This window comes from Chelatococcus sp. KU-N122, from assembly GCF_055391085.1.
The window spans coordinates 6,262,322-6,280,356 of the sequence record NZ_AP043981.1; the positions used below are offsets into that span (position 1 = coordinate 6,262,322).

Here is an 18,035-nt window from a genome sequence, read left to right on the forward strand (position 1 = left end):
CGCCAATGTGTGGTTGACGCGACGAGATGGCAACAAGTCGGCTCAGCGCCGTTGCGCGGCGGTGGACGGACTGGCGGCGACTCTCTTGAGCAAAGCCGCAAACGCGTTGCGATCGTCGGCAGCCGGCGCAGCAGCGGCGATGCCGGCCGCGGCCCCAACCGGCGCGAGCGAGCCGGTCCTTGCGACCGAGCTGCCGCCTGAATCGTCATCACCTGCGGCGGCGGATGCGTCTCCCGGCCGCTCGGGGGGCAAAGGCGCATTGCGACGCGGCAGAGCGGCAGCTTGCCCGGCTTCATCCTCGCCTGCGGCGCTCGTCCCGGCAGCATCGGCGTCGGCCGCCGCGGCCAGCGGAACGAGCGATGCCGCGGCCCCCTCGCCCCGCGCCGGCGATGCAGTGCTGGCCAGGAGAACCGGCCTGGCAGCCGTTGGCGGCGGTCCGTCCGCCTCGCTGGCAGGCGCGGCCTGGGCTTCGCCTGGCGTCCGCGCGGTGGTGGCCGGCTCGGCCGCGGCGCTCGCCACCATGACGGGAGCAGACGACGCGCCGTTGCCGGATCCGGGGGCATTGCCGGCGTCGAGGGTGGCCAGCAGCTTGTCGTCGTCGCTGCCGTCGACCTCGGCCGGGGCGACGTACTCGACCTTCACCCGCGCGGTTCCAACGTGGCGGAACTCGAGCGCCTCGGCGGTGCGTTGGGAGACGTCGATGATGCGCCTGCCATGGAACGGGCCGCGGTCGTTCACCCGCACCACCATCGAGCGGTTGTTGGCCAGATTGGTCACCCGCACGTAGCTCGGCAGCGGCAAGGTCGGATGGGCGGCGGCAAACGAATGCCGATCGAAGATCTCGCCGTTGGCGGTGCGCCGGCCGTGGAACCCCGGACCGTACCAGGAGGCAAGGCCGACGGCGGTGTAGTCCGGGTCGACCGCCGGCGTGTAGGTCCTGCCGGCGACGCGATAGCTGTTGCCGACCATCGAGCGACCGCCGCCCTTGGCCAAGCCGGTGCCGCGATAGCCGGGCGCCACACCGTACTTGGCCTGGTTGCGCTCGGCCTGAAGCTGGACCTGACGCTCGAGCTGGCTGGCGCAGTTGGCGGTCAGCAGGCCGATGGCCGTGACCCCCAGCAGTTTCGCCAAGGCCGATGATGGGTTGGAAGAGCCGGCTCGGATCGATCGCTTTCGTCGGGACGCAGGCCGGTTCGATCGCATCGGTTCGCTCTGCCCCCGTTTCGGCACATCGCTGGCGCACTTGGCGCCGTGGAATGGCCGGACCGTTCGACACAGGGCCCGTACCGCTCGCGCTCGGGGTGCAACGCAAGGCCCTTTTGTGGCGGATTTGCGGCATGGGCCGGTTTGTGGCCCGCCGACGTCGGCCACGGACCGCCCGATTTGGGGTTGAACCATTCTAGTCTCGGAGGTAGAGGCGGGAGCCTTCGACCATGAGGAGGTTGCCGTGCAAGTGAGCGGCGGCACGCAGGCCGCGGCGGCTGCAAGGGCGGCGCCACTCCGTCCGGCGGCAGCGGCCGACGATCCCAGGGAGCGGCTGGCGCGTGCCGAAGCGCTGGCCAACTTGGCCATTGCGCTCGTTGCGCAACAGCGGGCGGCTGCGCCCAAGAGGCTGTCACGTTGCGAGCAGGCCGTCGCGTGGCTTCGCGGCGTCGTCGACCAGATGCGTGGTCTCGCGGCGCGCCTTCGCCTGCCCGTGGTGCCAGCCGGCGGCTCCGGACGGGATGCCGCCACGCGCCGTGCATCGGCCGCCCGGGATACCCCATGAACGACGCCTCGCAGTCGGTCGGCGACCGCGATCCGGTCCCGGTGCAGATCTCATTCATCGTGGTGAACTGGAACGGCTCGGACCTCACGCGGCAGTGCCTTGATTCGATTGCGACGCACACGCGCGGGGTCCAATTCGAGATCGTCGTCGTCGACAACGGCAGCTCACCGGACCAGATCTCGGCCCTGAGGGACATCGTCGCCCGCGACGGCGTGCGGCTTATCGAGCTCAACGCCAACCTGTTCTTCGGCGAGGCCAACAACGTCGGCGTCGAGGCCGCGCGGGGTGATCGCATCATCCTGATCAACAACGATATCGAGCTGACGCCCGGCTACCTGGAACCGCTGCTGCGCCTGCTCGACGGGGCCTACGCCGCCGGCGCCGTCGGCCCCAAGTTCGTCTATCCCGGCGGGCGCCTGCAGGAGGCGGGAGGCTACGTCGACCCGGAGGGGTGGACGATCCAGCATGGCAAGACCGGCTTTGCGGTCGACCGGATCTCGGCCCATGGCGCTCATATCGTCGACTATTGCTCGGCCGCCTGCCTGCTGCTCCGTCGCGACCTGTTTCTCGCCGCCGGCGGCTTCGATCCGATGTTCGACCCGGCCTATTACGAAGATGTCGATCTGCTCTTCCGCATCCGCGCGCTCGGCTATTACACCTACCTGTGCGCCGACGTGATCGTCATCCACGACGAGAATTCGACCTCGCGCTCGGTCTGGGACGAGGAGCGGCTGATGGCGCTGATCGGCCGCAACCACGACAAGTTCGTGTCGAGGTGGGGCTCCTACGTCGGCCGCCGGCTTTTCGACGATGTCGCCATGCCGGCCATCGAGCCGGTGCGCTGGACGGCCGAGCCGCCTGCACGCGACGATCGGCCCCGGGTGGCCCTGCGCGGCCCGGGCCTCGTTGCGGACACGGCGGAATGGCTGACGATCATCCGCCTGGCGGGAGAGGTCAGCCGGCAGGGTCACGTCATCCTGGTCGCAGACGAGGCGTGCAGCCGATGCAGGATCCTCACCCTGGCGCAACGGGCCGGAGCGCAGCTGAACGCCTTCTCGGTGGAGCGGGCCGGCGCCGGAAGCCGCTATCCAGGCGATACCGAACTGGTGCTGGCGGCCCGGCCGGGCGGCGGGCTCTCCGTCGAGGCTGCCTCGGGGCCGCAGTCGGCGGACATGCGGCGCCTGCTCGACCATGTGCAGCGCGCGACGTCAGTTCTATGATGGCGGCGTTGGTCTGGCCACGCGCTCCATCGGCTTTGCCGCGCCGTCTCGACGGCCGCCGGCGCAAGGGGCATCGCGGCGCCGGACGCCCCGCGCCACACGTGCCTGGACCGACTCCCCGGCAGATCAGAAGGATTCCGTGAATGCCCAAACGCGCCCTCATCACCGGCGTCACCGGGCAGGACGGTGCCTATCTCGCCCAACTGCTGCTGGGCAAGGGCTACGACGTGTACGGCCTGGTGCGGCGATCGAGCCACGCGGGTGTCGACGACCACCGCCTGCGCTGGCTCGGCATCGCCAAGGCCGTGCGCATCATCGACGGCAATCTGCTCGACCTGTCGAGCATCGCACGGGCGGTGCAGGAGAGCGCCGCGGACGAGATTTATAATCTGGCCGCGCAATCCTTCGTCGCGACGTCCTGGCAGCAGCCGCTGCTGACCGGCGAGATCACGGGACTCGGCGCCGTGAACGTGCTCGAGGCGGCTCGCCTGGTGCGGCCGGACGCGCGTTTCTACCAGGCGTCGTCATCGGAAATGTTCGGTCGCATCCAGGAGGCGGTGCAGCGCGAGACGACGCCGTTCTATCCACGCTCCCCCTATGCGGTGGCCAAGCTCTATGCCCATTGGATGACGATCAACTACCGCGAGAGCTTCGGCGTGCATGCCTCCTGCGGCATCCTCTTCAATCATGAATCGCCCCTGCGCGGCATCGAGTTCGTCACCCGCAAGGTCACCGACGGCGTCGCCCGCATCAAGCTCGGACTGGCCAGCGAGCTGCGGCTCGGCAATATCGACGCCAAGCGCGACTGGGGCCACGCACGCGACTATGTGGAAGCCATGTGGCTGATGCTGCAGCAGGACGAGCCCGACACCTACGTTGTCGCGACCGGCCGCAGCGTGACCGTGCGCGACATGTGCCGGATCGCGTTCGAGCACGTCGGCCTCGACATGGCCGCGCACCTGGTGATCGATCCGGCGCTGTTCCGGCCAGCGGAGGTCGACGTCCTGCTCGGCGACCCGGCCAAGGCGAAGGAAAAGCTCGGCTGGACGGCGACGACGACACTCGAGGCGATGATCACCGAGATGGTCGACGCCGATCTCGTCCGCCTCAAGGCGGCAGCGTAGGACCATGGCGCGGCGAGTCCTCATCACCGGCGGCGCGGGCTTCGTCGGCCGTCATCTGGCGGGCACGCTGAGGGCCGTGCTGCCGGCCGGCGACGAGGTATTCACCACCACGTTTCCGACCCTGCCGCCGGATATGCCGTGCGGGCTGCTCGACGTGACCGACGCGGCCGCCGTCCGGGCGTCGGTGCGTGCGCTCAGGCCCACCCATACGGTGCATTTGGCGGGCCTGGCCTCGCCACCCGACGCGGCGCGCCGGCCGGGCTCCGCCTGGCAGGCCAACGTGTCCGGCACGATCAACGTGGCCGAGGCCGTCGCCACGGAAGCGGCGGGCGGCATGCTCTTGTCCGTCTCCACCGCCGAGGTCTACGGCCGATCTTTTCTCGCCGGCCTTCCTTTGGACGAGGGTGCGCCACTCGATCCGGCGACGGTCTACGCCCACACCAAGGCGGCAGCCGAGACGGCGGCCCGCGACATCCTGGCCGACCGCGGCCGCCTGGTGGTGGTGCGGCCGTTCAACCACACGGGCCCGGGCCAGGACGAGCGCTTCGTCGTTCCCGCCTTCGCCGCCCAGGTGGCGCGCATCAAGCTGGGGCTTGCCCCGCCGGTGCTGCATGTGGGCAACCTGTCGGCGGAGCGGGACTTCCTCGACGTGCGCGACGTCGCGCGCGCCTACGGCGAGATCATCCTGCGCAGCGACGCGCTGCCGGCGGCCGCCACCTTCAACGTGGCGTCCGGCCTGCCGCGCCCGATCGGGTCGATCCTGGACGACCTGCGGGACGTGGCGGGATGCGCGTTCGAGGTACAGCCGGATCCGCAGCGCCAGCGGCCGAGCGAAATCCCCCGCATGGCCGGAGACGGCGGCGCCCTGCGTGCGGCCCTTGGCTGGCGGCCGGAGATCGACTGGCACGATACCGTCAGGTCGATCCTGGACGACTGGACACGGCGGCTGGCGGTGGGAGCGTGATCGTGGCCGAGGCCTCCGCGGACGTGCAGGATCCCAAGCGGCGCGTCCTGAAGGACGTGTTCGGCTTCGACGATTTCCGTCCCGGGCAGGCCGCTGCCATGGAGGCGCTGCTGGCCGGGCGCCACGTGCTCACGGTGATGCCGACCGGCGCCGGCAAGTCGCTCTGCTACCAGGTGCCGGCGCTGGTGCTGGGCGGGCTCGCCCTCGTGGTGTCGCCGCTCGTCGCCCTGATGCAGGACCAGGTCGCCGCGCTGCGGCTCGCGGGCGTCGCCGCCGACACGATCAACTCTTCGCTCGACCGCGAGACCAACGTGGCCGCGTGGCGGCGTGTGGCGTCCGGCCAGACGCGCCTGCTCTACCTGGCGCCCGAGCGGCTGATGACCGAGCGGATGCTGGCGGCCCTCGCCAGGCTCGACGTCCGCCTCATCGCCATCGACGAGGCCCACTGCATCTCGCAATGGGGCCCGGCGTTCCGGCCCGAGTACGAGGACCTGGCGCGGCTGCGCGATCTGTTCCCGCGGGTGCCGATCATCGCGCTGACGGCCACGGCCGACGAAGCCACCCGCGCCGACATCGCCGCCCGGCTGTTCGCCGACCGCGTCGAGACCCTGGTGCTGGGTTTCGACCGGCCCAACATCAAGCTCATCGTCGAGCCGCGGCGGGAGGGCCGGCGCCAATTGTTGCGCTTTGTCGAGGGTCAGGCCGGCCGCAGCGGCATCGTCTACTGCCTGTCGCGCAAGAAGACGGAGGAGACGGCAGCCTTCCTCGTCGAGCACGGCGTGCGCGCCCTGCCCTACCACGCCGGCATGGACAAGGAGGCGCGCGACACCAACCAGAACCGCTTCATGAGCGAGGCGGGCGTGGTGATGGTGGCGACCATTGCCTTCGGCATGGGCATCGACAAGCCGGACGTCGCCTATGTCTTCCATACCGATCTGCCGGGCAGCCTGGAGGCGTACTATCAGGAGATCGGCCGCGCCGGGCGGGACGGCCGGCCGGTCGAGGCGCACATGCTGTACGGGCTCGACGACATCCGCATGCGCCGGCAGTTCATCGAAAGCGAGGACACCTCCCCCGAGCACAAGCGGCGCGCCCACGGCCGCCTCGACACGCTGATCGGCTTTTGCGAGACGGCGCAGTGCCGCCGCCAGGCCCTGCTCAGTTACTTCGGTGAGCACGCATCGCCCTGCGGCAACTGTGACAACTGCCTCGACCAGGCCTCCCACGCCGACGGCGCGGCAGAGGCCCGCCTCATCCTGGCCGCCGTTGCGCAAACCGGCCAGCGCTTCGGTACCGCCCACGTCGTCGACGTGCTGCTCGGCCACCAGACGCAGAAGGTGCTGGACAGAGGCCATGAGCGGCTCGCCGCCTTCGGAACCGGAGCGGCGCACAAGAAGGACGTGTGGCAGTCGCTGATCCGCCAGCTCGTCGCCGCAGGCTTCCTGCGGCTCGACCTGGAGGGCTATGGTGGCCTCGCCATCACCGAGAAGGGCCATGGACTCGGCCGCGGCGAGGGAGCGTTCCAGTATCGGATCGACGCGCCGCGCCGCGGCGAACGGGGCAAGACGCGCCCCGCGTCCGCACCGGGTGCCGGCGCCGAGGATGTCGACCCTGGGCTGCTGGCCGCGCTCAAGGCGCTGCGGCTGCAGCTCGCCCGCGAGCGCCAGGTGCCGGCCTATGTGATCTTCTCCGATCGCAGCCTCATCGACATGGCCCAGCGCCAGCCGCGCGACCTGGACGCCTTCGCCGCGGTCAACGGCGTCGGCGGTGCCAAGCTCAAGGAGTTCGGCGCGCTGTTTCTCGATGCGATTGTCCGGCACCAAGCCGGCGCTTCGGCCTGACGGGCCGCCCGCGGAAGGGGGCATCGTCAAGATCGGCCGTCCAGTCGACGAGCGTCGCGCCGCGAAGAGCTGCTTCGAAGACTATCAAACGGGAATCAAATGCGCGGGTGCGCGCCGCCCGAAGCCGGTCGACGATACCCTCCGGCTTCAACTCGTGTCCGGGCCTTTCGCCGGGGGGCGCTCTCGATTCGCCCGAGCCCGGCAGACGCTGACTGCAGGCCAGACCGTAACGCTTCAAATTGATCTCTTGTCATCCCGATGACAGGTAGGCAGAAGGTCGGTTGTTCCGTTGCTCCCGCGCCTGTTGCGGGCATCTCTTGCCACGGCTACGAGCGGTGCGACCTCTGCGATCTGGAGACGTTTGATTGTTAAATACAGCCGCTTTTTCCCTTATTCTCTTCAGCTCCATGAGACAAATCGGGGAAATATTGCTTCTGATAGGGTTGAGCGGCGAAGTCGCTCTTTTGGTTCTCGGAATTACGAAGGGGGCTTGGGAGCGAGGACTGGGGATCACATTTGCGGTGCTCGTCCTGATCGGCTGTGGCCTGGAATGGTGGGCCGATAGCCCGAGGAGCATCGGCCCTGCATCTCAACAGCGGATCGCGGAGACCCTGAAGGAATTTCATGGCACTCCGTTCGACTTCTCGGTCGAGCTCGACCCCGAAGCTGTCGCCTTGACGGAAGACATCGGAAAAGCGCTCGATACGGCTGGCTGGAAGAGACTGCCGGTTGCACACGGCCATGGCTATGTCCCGCCAGGAAAGCCGGTGGCCGGCATCGTCGTGCTCAAGGGGGTCGAAGTGCAGATCGCCGCCTCGCGGCAGTCGGACTGGGGAGCCGCTGGCAAGCCAGCCGCCGTCCTTTTGGACACGTTGCGGAACGAGGGATTGACCGCCATCGCGAAACCCGTCCCGGATCGGGATGAAAGCGCCAACGCCATCCATATCAAGATCGGCGCCAAGCCGTGACAGCGGACCGCAGCTGGAGCGCTACCGGTTCCAGCTAGCCGGCGGCCAGATGCGCGCCTGCCGCGAGGGTCTGGCCATAGCGGTCGTGGCCGTCCTCGCCGCGGTCGGCAGACTCCGGCCGGCGACGACGCACACCTGGTCGCCCTAGGGACAGTAGACAGGCATCTCGTTCTTCGTCAAACCGACAACGCGGCACGGAGCTTGCGGCCAACTCCACTGTCTGGATCACTCTGTTCATAATATCGTGAAGCTCTTGGGACGGAGATTTGGCAGCATGGCAAAGATCGTCTTCGGAATGAACCAGTCCTTGGACGGTTATGTCGATCACCAGGAATTTGCGCCCAGTCCCGTGCTCTTTCGTCACTGGATAGAGCACGTGCGCGACCTGACCGGCAGCGTGTACGGGCGCCGCATGTACGAGACCATGCGCTATTGGGACGAAGACCGTCCTGAATGGAGTGCGGAGCATCACGAATTCGCGGCGGCGTGGCGACGCCAACCGAAGTGGGTCGTGTCGCGTTCGTTGAAGTCGGTCGGCCCCAATGCCACACTTGTCGCGGATGACATCGAGGCGGTGATACGTGGCCTGAAGGCTCGGCTTGTCGGAGAGATTGCAGTTTCCGGCCCGGACCTGGCCGGAAGCCTAACCGACCTTGGTCTTATCGATGAGTATCGACTCTACTTCCACCCCGTCGTGCTTGGTCGCGGCAAGCCATTCTTTGCCGGCCCCCGGCCGGCGCTTCGCCTCGTGGCCAGCGACCTAATCGGCGAGGACACGGTTAGGCTGACATACGTTCCTGCTTAGCCGCCCGACGGACTGCACCGACGCGTCAGGTCCGCTTGGGGTCGTAAGCTGCGTGATTGCGCTGAACTGGTCTCCGAGACAGCGTAGAACAGGCGGTTCGCTATACCCGCTTGGTGGAATGCGGTGATCGACGGCAATTACGTCTACAAAGCCTGGCAGAGGCTCTCCGCCAACTGCGGGGGACCAGCCGGGGCGCGGCGCCGGTGGGCGACCCTGCCGCTTGGCCGATGATCGGGCGTCAGTCTCAGCGGCGGCCAGCGCCAGCATGCGGAGGCGTGTCCCGCGCCTCATGCTCGTGCAAGCTAGGCGGAATTTACCCTGGAGCGCCCGCGACGCCGCGGTCAGTCCTCCAATCCCCTCCTAACTATGACTTTGAGGCGGTCATGTCCGGGGCACGCACGGCCTGCTGACGATGCGATGCCGACTTCGCCGATGCGGCTTTGGGGCTTTGCGCCCCGACCATAGTCCGCATGGGCGAAATTCACCTGGGATTTACTGGCTTTCCTGCAATCTCGATCCTCGTTGGAGGAGGCGGGAGCAGCGAGTTGGTCGCCCTGATCGATCAGTTATGAGCTATGAGACCGTCGTCGGACTGCTGAATCCTGCGATGTCGGCAATATTTTGCGTATCCTTGCTCGCGCTTTGGCATCCTCTATTTCGCCTTTTCTCGGGAAGCTCCGGCGCTGCGGCTGCTGGCTAACTCGCTCATCCTGTTGGCCACGATGCTGTTGTCCGTTGCGCTGTCCAACCGGCTCGGACAGCGGCCTCGGTATGGCATCCTGTTCACCATTGGCGCGATTTCGCTGGTGGCTCTCTATGTCTATCAGTTCGTAGAACCAAGCCTGGCGGCACGGGCTGCCATCCTCAATTTGGGGCTCGCCGCAGTCTGCCTCCTGATGCTGGTCGACGTTGCAAGACTTCCTGATCGGACCCCGGTCGAGCAACTGCTTTTCGGCCTTATCGCCATTGCATGTCTGGGTTTCCTTCTTCGTCCCCTGATTTTCCAGGTTCCCGGCATCGCCACCGACCAGATCGAAGGAGCTTATTGGCTGATCGTCTCGATCTCGGATGCTCTCATTTGCTCGACGCTGGCGGTAGCGATTTTCGCGATCATCGCCGTCGATGTCATGGACGGCATCAAGTCGGAAGCGCAGACTGATGTGTTGTCTGGATTGTTCAATCGACGCGGGTTTGAAGCGCGCGCGCGCGCTTCACTGGCGCGGCGAACGACCGACGCACAGGTCGCGATGATCCTGAGCGACCTCGATCACTTCAAGTCGATCAACGACCGCTTCGGACATATCAGCGGCGACAGAATCATCCGAACCTTCGCAAAAATTCTCAAGGACAAGGCTCCTCGTGATGCGATCATCGCCCGCCTCGGCGGCGAGGAATTCGCGGTACTGCTTCCGCAGGGACAGGCCATCGCTGCGCGCCTCCTAGCCGAAGCAGCTCGGTCCGCATTCAAGGAGGTGGCGCCCGGTATCGTTTCGGACGAATTCACGCCGACGGCGAGCTTCGGGATCACAGTTGCACGCGATGACGAAGGCCTTCCAGCGTTGATGGATCGTGCCGACCGCGCGCTTTACCAGGCGAAAAGCGAAGGGCGCGATTGCATCCGACAGGTTGGATAGGCTCGATCTTCCGGTCGAGTTGACCGGCGGTATGGATCGAGCGCCTCGACTGGCAGGCCTTCATCGAGCGCTGGGATCGGCGGCACACCCTGTTCTTCCTCGACCTGCCCTATTGGGGCGGCGAGCACGACCATGGACGCGGCTATCGAGCTTATCTCGCCGGGGCGGCACACGCTAGCATCCGATCTTGCGCGCCACACCTACTGAGGACGTTCGTTGCTGCCTGAGGGCGGACATCGGCGACCATTGGCGTGCCCAATCAAGGACTGAAATGGCGGACCTTGAACGATGAAGCCGGGCAATACTCCTGCGCTGTAGCCCTCCCGTGATCGCCGGTTGGAGCGAGCGAGTGCGTGCGCGGTACCGACGCGTGATTGTGAGGGATAAGGCTTGTCCTGCTTTGTCCTGGCGGCCTCGCGCCCCTCGTCCTCATGTGGCTGCGCCAGCCGACCAGACGTGCCGTCGGAATTCCTGTGGCGCCACCCCCGTCGCCTTCCGAAATGTGCGAGCAAAGTGGGCCGGGGCCGAATAGCCGAGCGCGGCGGAAATCTCGGTGATCGAAGCCCGGGTTCCTTCCAGCAGCTCGCGGGCGCGCTGAACGCGGATCACGTTCGTCAGCGTGCGGAAATCGGCACCTTCCCGGTTGAGCGCGCGCTGTAGCGACCGGACGCTGGTGTCGAGCGCCCGTGCTGCGCTCTCGACCGACGCCACACCGGCAAGGACCTGCGCCCATATCTGCGCGACGACCACGTCGAGGAAGTTGTCGAGATTCGCCGGCGCAAGTCGGCCGCGGGCGATATCTTCGAGCGTGATCAGGCGCGCGTTGGCATGCCGCACCGCAGGTCGACCGAGAAGGTGCGCGTCGAAATGGATCGAAACGCCGGCAGCGTCGAATGCGACCGGGCAACAGAAGGCGTCCTCGAAAGGCGTCAAGGAGCGCGGGCGCGGAATGTCCAGTTCGATCATCCGGGGTCGCCAGACGGGCGAGAGGAAGGAACGGAGCAGGCTGAGCAGCGAGGCCGCGATGCCGCTGGCGAGATGGGTGTAGCCCGGCCGGCCGCGCACGGCGCTGACATAGCAAACCCGCGCCACCCCGCTGGCGACCGAGAGCTCGATCCGGTCGCCGCTACAATGATGGTCCAGCGTGGATGCAGCGCGGACGATGGCGGCGTGCAGCGTATCGGCTGCGAGGACGTACTCGCCCCAGAGGCCGAGGTTGGACATCGACACCTCCGGCACGAACAGCAGTCCGAGGTTCGGTTCGCCCGCACCCCGTTCGACGGCGTCGAGAAAGGTCGTCGTCGTGGCTTGTGGAATGAAGCAGTCGAGGTGCTCAATCGATTCGATGTCGAGCATCGTCGCCTGGTTGACCCGTCGCAGAACCCTGTCTCCGAACGCCTCGCGCACAAAGGCGGATACACCGGCCATCGCCATGACCGAGATCACCGGCGGTGCGTTGCCCTCGGTACCTGATGCCAATATCCCGACCGTTGGCGCAAAATGGGTGGCGAGCTGAGAAGCCGAATTCATAAGAGTCTCGGATATCTGTGTGGGGCGATGGGGAACTGCCGCCTAACCAACACGCACGCCTAAGGGTTGTCGAATGCACCCAAATCACCACGAAATTATGAAAGGGATCGAACGATGATCCACCGAGCTTTGGTCAGCGGCGTTGCCTTCATTCTCGCGGCCAGTCCTACCCTTGCTGACGTTTCCACCGAAACCGTCAAATCGCTGTCAGCGCCAAGCGCGATCGACACCCGTGCAGGAAAGCTCGAGTTTCGCGATGGGGTACCGACAACGGAAGCGGCGCAGAAGATCTACGACACGCTGGACTTCACCCGTGCGCTCAATGTCTACAACAACAGCTTCCGGGGTGCGTCAGCTCTCGCCATCGTCAAGGGTGTTCAAGACATCGGCGCCAAGCCCGGCGATGTCGTCATCTTCTCCGACTTGATGGACTCCAGTTCGCTGTTTCTGACCGCGAATGCCGACACGGTCTACTATTTTACCGGGCTCGACCTGAGCAAAGGCCCAATGGTGATCGAGCAGCCGTCGCGCGGCATCGGCACGATCAACGACATGTGGTTCTCCTGGGTCATCGACATCGGGGCGCCCGGGCCCGATCGCGGCCTCGGCGGGAAGTACCTTATCGTCGGCCCTGATTATAACGGGCCGCTGCCCGAAGGCGGCTACTTCATCGCTCGTGCGAAGACGAATTTCGCACTGTATGCCTCGCGTGCGAATCTGGTCGGTAACGACCCGAAGCCGGCCGTCGAGAACATCAAGCGCAACATGAAGGTCTATCCCTACCAGCCTGGTGCCTTCGGCACCAGCATCGCCCAGGCCCTCGACGGGACCGTGCGGATTGCTGGCGAGCCGAAAATTCCCGAGACGAAGTTCATCGAGGCGTCCGGCCGCTCGTTCAACACGATCCCGCCCAGCGACTTTCGCTTTTTCGAGCTGATCAACGAGAACGTTCAGAACGAGCCCGCCACCAGCTACGACGTGGAACTGGCCGGCCAGCTCGCCGCGATCGGGATCGTGCACGGCAAACCATTCAAGCCGGACGATCGCATGAAGAAGATTCTGTCCGATGCAGCCGCGGTCGGACAGGCGACGGGCCGGGCGCTCAACTGGCGCTTTGCGATGAAGCATCCAGAGTGGGCCTACTATGAAGGCTCGCATTGGGGCAACATGCTGTGGGAAGGCGGCGCTTCCTTCGAGACGCCGCCGCCGCTGTTCGAGAAGGGCATGTTCAAGCCCCTGCCGCCGACCGGCGCCCGCACCCTGGATTCCCGCACGGCCTTCTACTACGGCTACACGCTGGACTCGCCGGGCATGATCATGCGCATCCCCGGCGTCGGCTCGCAATATCTGATGGGTTTCCTCGACGCCGACGGCAAGCCGTTCGACGGCGCGAAGACCTACAAGGTGGCCCTGCCTAAGGGCATTCCAGCTGAGGCGTTCTGGTCCTTCACGCTGTATGACAACCAGACACGCTCGATGTTGCAGACACCGCAGAAATATCCGCGTGCCGGCAGCCAAAACTATCCTTCGCCTGCCGCCGAGGCGGCGACCGACGGTGTCACGACGATTTTTTTCGGTCCCACCCAGCCGAAGGGCGTCGCTCGCGGCAACTGGATTCAGACCGATCCGGAGAAGGGCTGGTTCACGCTCTTGCGCCTCTACAGCCCCCTTCCGTCATTCTTCGACAAGAGCTGGCGTCCGAGCGAGATTGAGCAAGTCGAGCCGGTGAGGTGAACTGATACGCCGAGACGGCGGTCGGTATACCAAGGTGGGCTGGTGGACTTGTCGTCAACCCACCGTATACGCGCCATCCGCCGAGGTGGTGTGCACCGTGGCAATGCGATTTGAGCGGCCAGCCTTCCATTCGCTATCACTCGCAGAGGCGTTTCAGGCCGGCTTGGGGACGTAACAATGCGGCCTAGGGCTATCGCCCTAGGCCGTGGGCGGCGACGGGATTAGCTCCGGATGGCCCCGGGATTATTCTGCCTTTCGAAAGCCAGCCGCGACCCTATCGATGATGTCATCCTTCGCGCGGTCAAAGAGGTCACGATGACCAGCATGCCCGACCCATCTGACCGTGACGGCCGTTCCCGCGGTCGCAGCGCGCTCGGCATAGCCTCTCGTGTCCACGGCCGGAACGATCTTGTCGTCAAGTCCTTGGACGACGAAGACAGGTGCGGACTGTTTGAAGCCGGCATTGTTGCGGCCCAAAGCCGCCGTCCAATCTTTGAAATCCGTAAGGTTTGCGGTTACGGCAGGCTCCTTGGCGTTCGCGACCTCACCGAACACTCCCACCACACACGTCTTCCGGGCGGCCTCCAGAAGCTTTTGCCCTTCGGCCGTAAACAGATTTTTATCGAGCTTGTAAGCGTCCAGGTAGCTCTGGCCGAGGATCAGCGGATATGGCACTTTCGCTTTGAAGAATGCGTTTATTTCCGCATCCGGCTTCAGAATAGTGGAAGCAGGAGCTAGAGCTACGATCGAGCGGATCTTGTTTTCGGGTGCATAGCCAGGCGCAATTTCGCCCGCAAACAACGTAGCCTGCCCACCTTGGGACCAGCCGAATAGCGAAACATCGTTGCCAATGCTCGCTTCGCTGATGGTTCGGGCCGCGCGCAACAAATTGAGAACGTCACGCCCGGCATCTTCGCCAACGACGTAGTGGTGAACGGCATTCGAGCCCAGTCCCGCATAGTCAGGGGCAACAACCGCGTATCCCTTCGCGAGCCAATCGGCCAGGAAGGGGATGCCGATGTCGATGACAAATTCGCCGCGTTGTGCGAGCTCCCTGACAGGGTTTGGAGCAAGTGACGGTGCACACCCACGGGCCGCGCCCGTCGTGCCGTGCTGCCACGACACGACTGGGCGGAGGATTTTGTCTCCCGTCTGCTTTGGCGCAACCACCATGCCACTTGCCGGAACGTGCTCTCCGTTCCACCGTTCCGAGACATAGAGCACGCGCCATGCGGACGCGCCGGCCGGCGCGTCAATCGGCTCACTGCGAATGATGCTGCCGACCGGCAGGGACGAGACGTTGTCCGGGCTGTCGTAAAATGCCGTAACGGTAAATGGCGGCTTCTGCGCGAGTGAAAGGTCAAAACCTTCCAGGTTCTCTGCATAGGCGGAGCTCTGCCACGAATACGCAATGGCGACCGCAAGAAGGGCAGCCTTTTGAATCGTCATGTCTTTGGTCCCCCGAGATTGAACGTTGGCTTTTGATCGGGCTTTGGTGTTCAGCTTGGGCCGAGTGATGACAGAATACCGCCCAGGCGAAGCCAACCCCGCTACGGAGACCGTCAGGATATATATGGCTTCATCGACCTTTCATCGTCGAATTGTCTCATTATTTCATGCGAACTGTCTCACGCTGGCGGGCCGGCATCAGCGCCTCGGGCCAGCTTGAGCTGATTGCTGCTATTACGGAGAGGGATGTTGATCCCCGCCCAATCACGTGCTTGACGCGGCCTGATCGCTCAGGTGGCGCGCAACCGCTGGGCAAAGGCGGAAAAATACCCTTGCAGGTCGGAGAGCGGCGCATCGGCCAGGTTCCGGGCATGCACCTCGCGACGAACCTCGCTCGGCGTCATGCCAAAACGCCCTCGAAACGCGCGCGAAAACTCACTGCTGCTGGAAAATCCGAAACCAAGGCCGATGCTGGTGATCGACCGTTGCCCGCGCAAGAGCTCGCGATAGGCCGCATCGAGCCGCCGCTCGCGCACAACCGTCGCCACGCCGCCGTCAGCGGAAAATATCCGATATAAATGGGCGCGGGAGATGCGGAAGCGGCGCACCAGCAACGCCGGGCCAAGCGCCGAATCGCCGAGATGGGCGTCGATGTAGGCCAGCACGTGCCGCCGCAGAACCGGCGCCAATACCGGGTCGCAGGCCAAGCCGTCGGCGCTGCGCCGGGCAAGGCCGGACGCCAGAAGCTCGATGGCCGCCTCTTCGATGGCAAGGGCGTCGGCGCGATCGAGCTCCGCCGCCACGCTGGACAGGCTGATGATGAAGTCGGAGAGCAGCCGCGTGACGGGGGCGCCGACCTTGAGCACGACCCCGTGCAGGCTGCGTCCGCCGGCCACCTTGTCGACGCGCTGGCGCGGCAGAACGACGGACAAGCGTGAGCCGGGGCTCGAGGCGCTGGCGTAGGTCCGGGCAAGATCTACAATGAATATGTCGCCGGGCTCTGCCACCACCGTCTGACCATCGTAGTCGCCAGCCTGCGAGCCTTCGACGACCAAGTTCACCATATAGTGGTCCAGGCCGCCCTGCGCGATCACGCGATAGTCGCGGCGATGGCGCTGTCCGTTGAAGCTAATCGGGCCGGTCAGCAGCGCCCCGATCGGACATGCCCGGACCAAGCCTCGGAGCGCCGCGCCCTGGTCGTCGGGATCGAGTAGGATCTCGAAAAAAGGGCGGGTAAACTCACGCCACACCTCGTTGCGCAGGCGCGGCTCGACCAGATCCGTCGTCAGCAGAAGCTCGCTCTGCACCCCATCATCCCCCACTCGCGGGTGCCTCTGGATGCCAGACAATCCCGCTCGATCCCCGTTGCCACGATAACACAGCCGCACTGGCTTGGTGCGCAGCAGCTGCGTCGGCGCGGCGATTCCCGTCCAATTGGACCCTGCACCGACACACCCAGGCCGTCGGTAATCGAGATGATGTCGGGGGAGCGCGGGGCCGGGTGCTGCGGCACCGAGCGCGTCCGTCTGTCAGCCCCCGCCGCTCGACCATGAGGGGGCGAAGCCGCCAGAGGGCCCGTTTATCTCGCACTCCATGCGCCTCGGCGCCGTGACAGTTTTCGCCACTCGCCCAAGGGCGGCAGGAAGTCGGTCGCCCACAGGCTAGCCTCGGCCTTCTGCGGGGAGATGTTCTCGGCTGTAGCGCACGAACGCCAGCGCCGGGCCGGCGCGCACCATGGCGGCGCGGATGTCCTGCACGTTGACCTCGCAGGGCGCCAGCGTGCGTCCGTAGCGGTCGCGGCCAATAGACGGTGCTGCGGCCGATGAGATCCGAGAGGAATAAGGCGGCGCGCCGACCGCAGGCTCATCCCGACCGGCGACGACGGAGACCTGGTCTCTCGCGCACGTTGATGCCGCTGATCCTGATTCGCGCACCGTGGATCTCGATCGTGCTGCCGTCGATGACGCTCGCGTGGCCGACGATCGGGCCGTCGTCCGCGAGAGCCGGCGGGCAGATGGCCATGGCGGTGGCGACGATCAGCGCGGTGGAGTGTCTCAGCTTTGATGCCAGCCGAACGCAAGTCGGGCTCACGCGAAGCGCCAGCACGGCAACGATCCGCCAGCCGTTAGGCCAGATCTGCAATCTGGTCAAAAAACAGCAGAATTATCAAGGTCATAAATGGAAATAATGGCGGATGGGGTGGGATTCGAACCCACGGTACGGAGACCGCACGGCGGTTTTCAAGACCGCTGCCTTCAACCACTCGGCCACCCATCCCAGGCCTGTGCGGCGCGCCTGATCGGCGTGCCGCGCCCGATCCGGCGCTTGTAGCAGAACAGCGTGCGGTCGAGAAAGCCTTAGCCTGAGGCGCAAGAACATCTACGCTTATCCACGCCGTCTGTTGGAGAAGAATCGGAGGGCGAAGCGGCAGAGGCGGAGCGGTAGGGCGCGCCCCGAGCGCGAGCCTCACGCTGGGAACCATTGGGGGCACCGGGCGTTGATTAGCGCTCATGTCAGCTAGCTGGTTGCCTAGGGTGTTGCGCTCGCGTGAACAGCGGCTGACTGCACCTTGAGGAGGCGGACCATGAGGAGTCTCAGAGGTTCCATTGCCATCACCTCCTGCGCACTGGCGCTCTGGGCGGGAGCGGCGCTCGCCGATGACCTCCATAATCTGGTGCCCAACCCCAACCTGAACCCCGGCGCGGCGACAGCCGCACCAGGTCAGACGGGGTCGAATGTCCTCGCCAGCTGCGGCGCGACGAGCTTCTTCTCCATCGGCGCGGACGCCAAGACCAGCACCGGGGTCGGATCGCCGTTCAATCCGGACGCAACGAAGAAATACGCCGGAAACCCGGGCAATCCGGCGACGAATCCGAAGGCGGTCTCCCAATACGACAATGCGTGCGCACAGGCCGCCCTGCACTCGCAGGCGCCGTAGCAAAGGGCATTCGACGGGGACGGTGTTGCCGGCAGGGCGACCGACGGCCGCTGCCGGTCG

Annotated in this window: 15 protein-coding genes and 1 tRNA gene; 11 read left to right on the top strand and 5 right to left on the bottom strand. The window is 65.6% G+C overall.

The features are described 5' to 3' along the window. Positions 1 to 42 precede the first annotated feature (42 nt). Positions 43 to 1,131 (bottom strand): septal ring lytic transglycosylase RlpA family protein, encoded by a 1,089-nt coding sequence (locus ACZ5PO_RS28460; protein ID WP_464185543.1) that lies wholly within the window; start codon positions 1,129 to 1,131, stop codon positions 43 to 45. A 316-nt stretch (positions 1,132 to 1,447) separates the two neighbouring features. Here ACZ5PO_RS28460 and ACZ5PO_RS28465 point away from each other — a divergent pair, with 316 nt between their 5' ends. From ACZ5PO_RS28465 to ACZ5PO_RS28500, 8 genes are all read left to right on the top strand, one after another. Continuing rightward, positions 1,448 to 1,768 carry a hypothetical protein gene (locus tag ACZ5PO_RS28465; RefSeq protein ID WP_464185545.1) on the top strand — a complete coding sequence of 107 codons (321 nt, stop codon included), beginning with the start codon at positions 1,448 to 1,450 and terminating at the stop codon, positions 1,766 to 1,768. After that, complete coding sequence (locus ACZ5PO_RS28470; protein WP_464185547.1) at positions 1,765 to 2,988, top strand: glycosyltransferase family 2 protein; 1,224 nt, start codon at positions 1,765 to 1,767, stop codon at positions 2,986 to 2,988. The genes ACZ5PO_RS28465 and ACZ5PO_RS28470 overlap by 4 nt, the downstream gene beginning before the upstream one ends. Before the next feature lie 143 nt (positions 2,989 to 3,131). Beyond that, positions 3,132 to 4,112: a GDP-mannose 4,6-dehydratase gene (locus ACZ5PO_RS28475; protein ID WP_464185549.1), complete on the top strand. Its 981-nt coding sequence runs from the start codon at positions 3,132 to 3,134 to the stop codon at positions 4,110 to 4,112. Positions 4,113 to 4,116: 4 nt separating this feature from the next. Then, positions 4,117 to 5,076, top strand: coding sequence for a GDP-mannose 4,6-dehydratase (locus ACZ5PO_RS28480; protein WP_464185552.1), 960 nt, complete (start codon positions 4,117 to 4,119; stop codon positions 5,074 to 5,076). A gap of 2 nt (positions 5,077 to 5,078) precedes the next feature. After that, positions 5,079 to 6,917: a DNA helicase RecQ gene (recQ, locus tag ACZ5PO_RS28485; protein ID WP_464185553.1), complete on the top strand. Its 1,839-nt coding sequence runs from the start codon at positions 5,079 to 5,081 to the stop codon at positions 6,915 to 6,917. Between the two features lie 365 nt (positions 6,918 to 7,282). After that, positions 7,283 to 7,885 (top strand): hypothetical protein, encoded by a 603-nt coding sequence (locus tag ACZ5PO_RS28490; RefSeq protein ID WP_464185554.1) that lies wholly within the window; start codon positions 7,283 to 7,285, stop codon positions 7,883 to 7,885. A gap of 274 nt (positions 7,886 to 8,159) precedes the next feature. Next, complete coding sequence (locus tag ACZ5PO_RS28495; protein WP_464185555.1) at positions 8,160 to 8,690, top strand: dihydrofolate reductase family protein; 531 nt, start codon at positions 8,160 to 8,162, stop codon at positions 8,688 to 8,690. A 722-nt stretch (positions 8,691 to 9,412) separates the two neighbouring features. Next, complete coding sequence (locus tag ACZ5PO_RS28500; RefSeq protein ID WP_464197084.1) at positions 9,413 to 10,324, top strand: GGDEF domain-containing protein; 912 nt, start codon at positions 9,413 to 9,415, stop codon at positions 10,322 to 10,324. 429 nt (positions 10,325 to 10,753) lie between these two features. Here ACZ5PO_RS28500 and ACZ5PO_RS28505 read toward each other — a convergent pair whose 3' ends face one another. Then, entirely contained in the window at positions 10,754 to 11,854 is a 1,101-nt protein-coding gene (locus tag ACZ5PO_RS28505) for an AraC family transcriptional regulator (RefSeq protein WP_464185556.1), read from the bottom strand. A 114-nt stretch (positions 11,855 to 11,968) separates the two neighbouring features. Here ACZ5PO_RS28505 and ACZ5PO_RS28510 point away from each other — a divergent pair, with 114 nt between their 5' ends. Continuing rightward, positions 11,969 to 13,588, top strand: coding sequence for a DUF1254 domain-containing protein (locus tag ACZ5PO_RS28510; RefSeq protein WP_464185558.1), 1,620 nt, complete (start codon positions 11,969 to 11,971; stop codon positions 13,586 to 13,588). A gap of 243 nt (positions 13,589 to 13,831) precedes the next feature. Here the strand turns inward: ACZ5PO_RS28510 and ACZ5PO_RS28515 are convergent, their stop codons facing one another. Next, positions 13,832 to 15,037: an alpha/beta fold hydrolase gene (locus tag ACZ5PO_RS28515; RefSeq protein WP_464185560.1), complete on the bottom strand. Its 1,206-nt coding sequence runs from the start codon at positions 15,035 to 15,037 to the stop codon at positions 13,832 to 13,834. 290 nt (positions 15,038 to 15,327) lie between these two features. Further along, positions 15,328 to 16,344 carry a helix-turn-helix domain-containing protein gene (locus tag ACZ5PO_RS28520; protein WP_464185561.1) on the bottom strand — a complete coding sequence of 339 codons (1,017 nt, stop codon included), beginning with the start codon at positions 16,342 to 16,344 and terminating at the stop codon, positions 15,328 to 15,330. 602 nt (positions 16,345 to 16,946) lie between these two features. Between ACZ5PO_RS28520 and ACZ5PO_RS28525 the strand changes: the two genes are divergently transcribed. Further along, entirely contained in the window at positions 16,947 to 17,225 is a 279-nt protein-coding gene (locus ACZ5PO_RS28525) for a hypothetical protein (RefSeq protein WP_464185562.1), read from the top strand. On the opposite strand, the gene ACZ5PO_RS28530 is transcribed toward ACZ5PO_RS28525, so the two are convergent. Continuing rightward, positions 17,226 to 17,314: transfer RNA gene (locus ACZ5PO_RS28530), tRNA-Ser, on the bottom strand. It abuts the gene before it with no gap. Between the two features lie 307 nt (positions 17,315 to 17,621). Here ACZ5PO_RS28530 and ACZ5PO_RS28535 point away from each other — a divergent pair. After that, entirely contained in the window at positions 17,622 to 17,975 is a 354-nt protein-coding gene (locus ACZ5PO_RS28535) for a hypothetical protein (RefSeq protein WP_464185564.1), read from the top strand. Positions 17,976 to 18,035: the final 60 nt, after the last annotated feature.

Bases quoted from the DNA above. Each gene is read 5' to 3' on its own strand.
- ACZ5PO_RS28470 (WP_464185547.1), top strand. From the start codon at position 1,765: ATGAACGACGCCTCGCAGTCGGTCGGCGACCGCGATCCGGTCCCGGTG.
- ACZ5PO_RS28475 (WP_464185549.1), top strand. From the start codon at position 3,132: ATGCCCAAACGCGCCCTCATCACCGGCGTCACCGGGCAGGACGGTGCC.
- ACZ5PO_RS28480 (WP_464185552.1), top strand. From the start codon at position 4,117: ATGGCGCGGCGAGTCCTCATCACCGGCGGCGCGGGCTTCGTCGGCCGT.
- ACZ5PO_RS28495 (WP_464185555.1), top strand. From the start codon at position 8,160: ATGGCAAAGATCGTCTTCGGAATGAACCAGTCCTTGGACGGTTATGTC.
- ACZ5PO_RS28500 (WP_464197084.1), top strand. From the start codon at position 9,413: ATGCTGTTGTCCGTTGCGCTGTCCAACCGGCTCGGACAGCGGCCTCGG.
- ACZ5PO_RS28505 (WP_464185556.1), bottom strand. From the start codon at position 11,854: ATGAATTCGGCTTCTCAGCTCGCCACCCATTTTGCGCCAACGGTCGGG.
- ACZ5PO_RS28510 (WP_464185558.1), top strand. From the start codon at position 11,969: ATGATCCACCGAGCTTTGGTCAGCGGCGTTGCCTTCATTCTCGCGGCC.
- ACZ5PO_RS28515 (WP_464185560.1), bottom strand. From the start codon at position 15,037: ATGACGATTCAAAAGGCTGCCCTTCTTGCGGTCGCCATTGCGTATTCG.
- ACZ5PO_RS28525 (WP_464185562.1), top strand. From the start codon at position 16,947: ATGCCGCTGATCCTGATTCGCGCACCGTGGATCTCGATCGTGCTGCCG.
- ACZ5PO_RS28535 (WP_464185564.1), top strand. From the start codon at position 17,622: ATGAGGAGTCTCAGAGGTTCCATTGCCATCACCTCCTGCGCACTGGCG.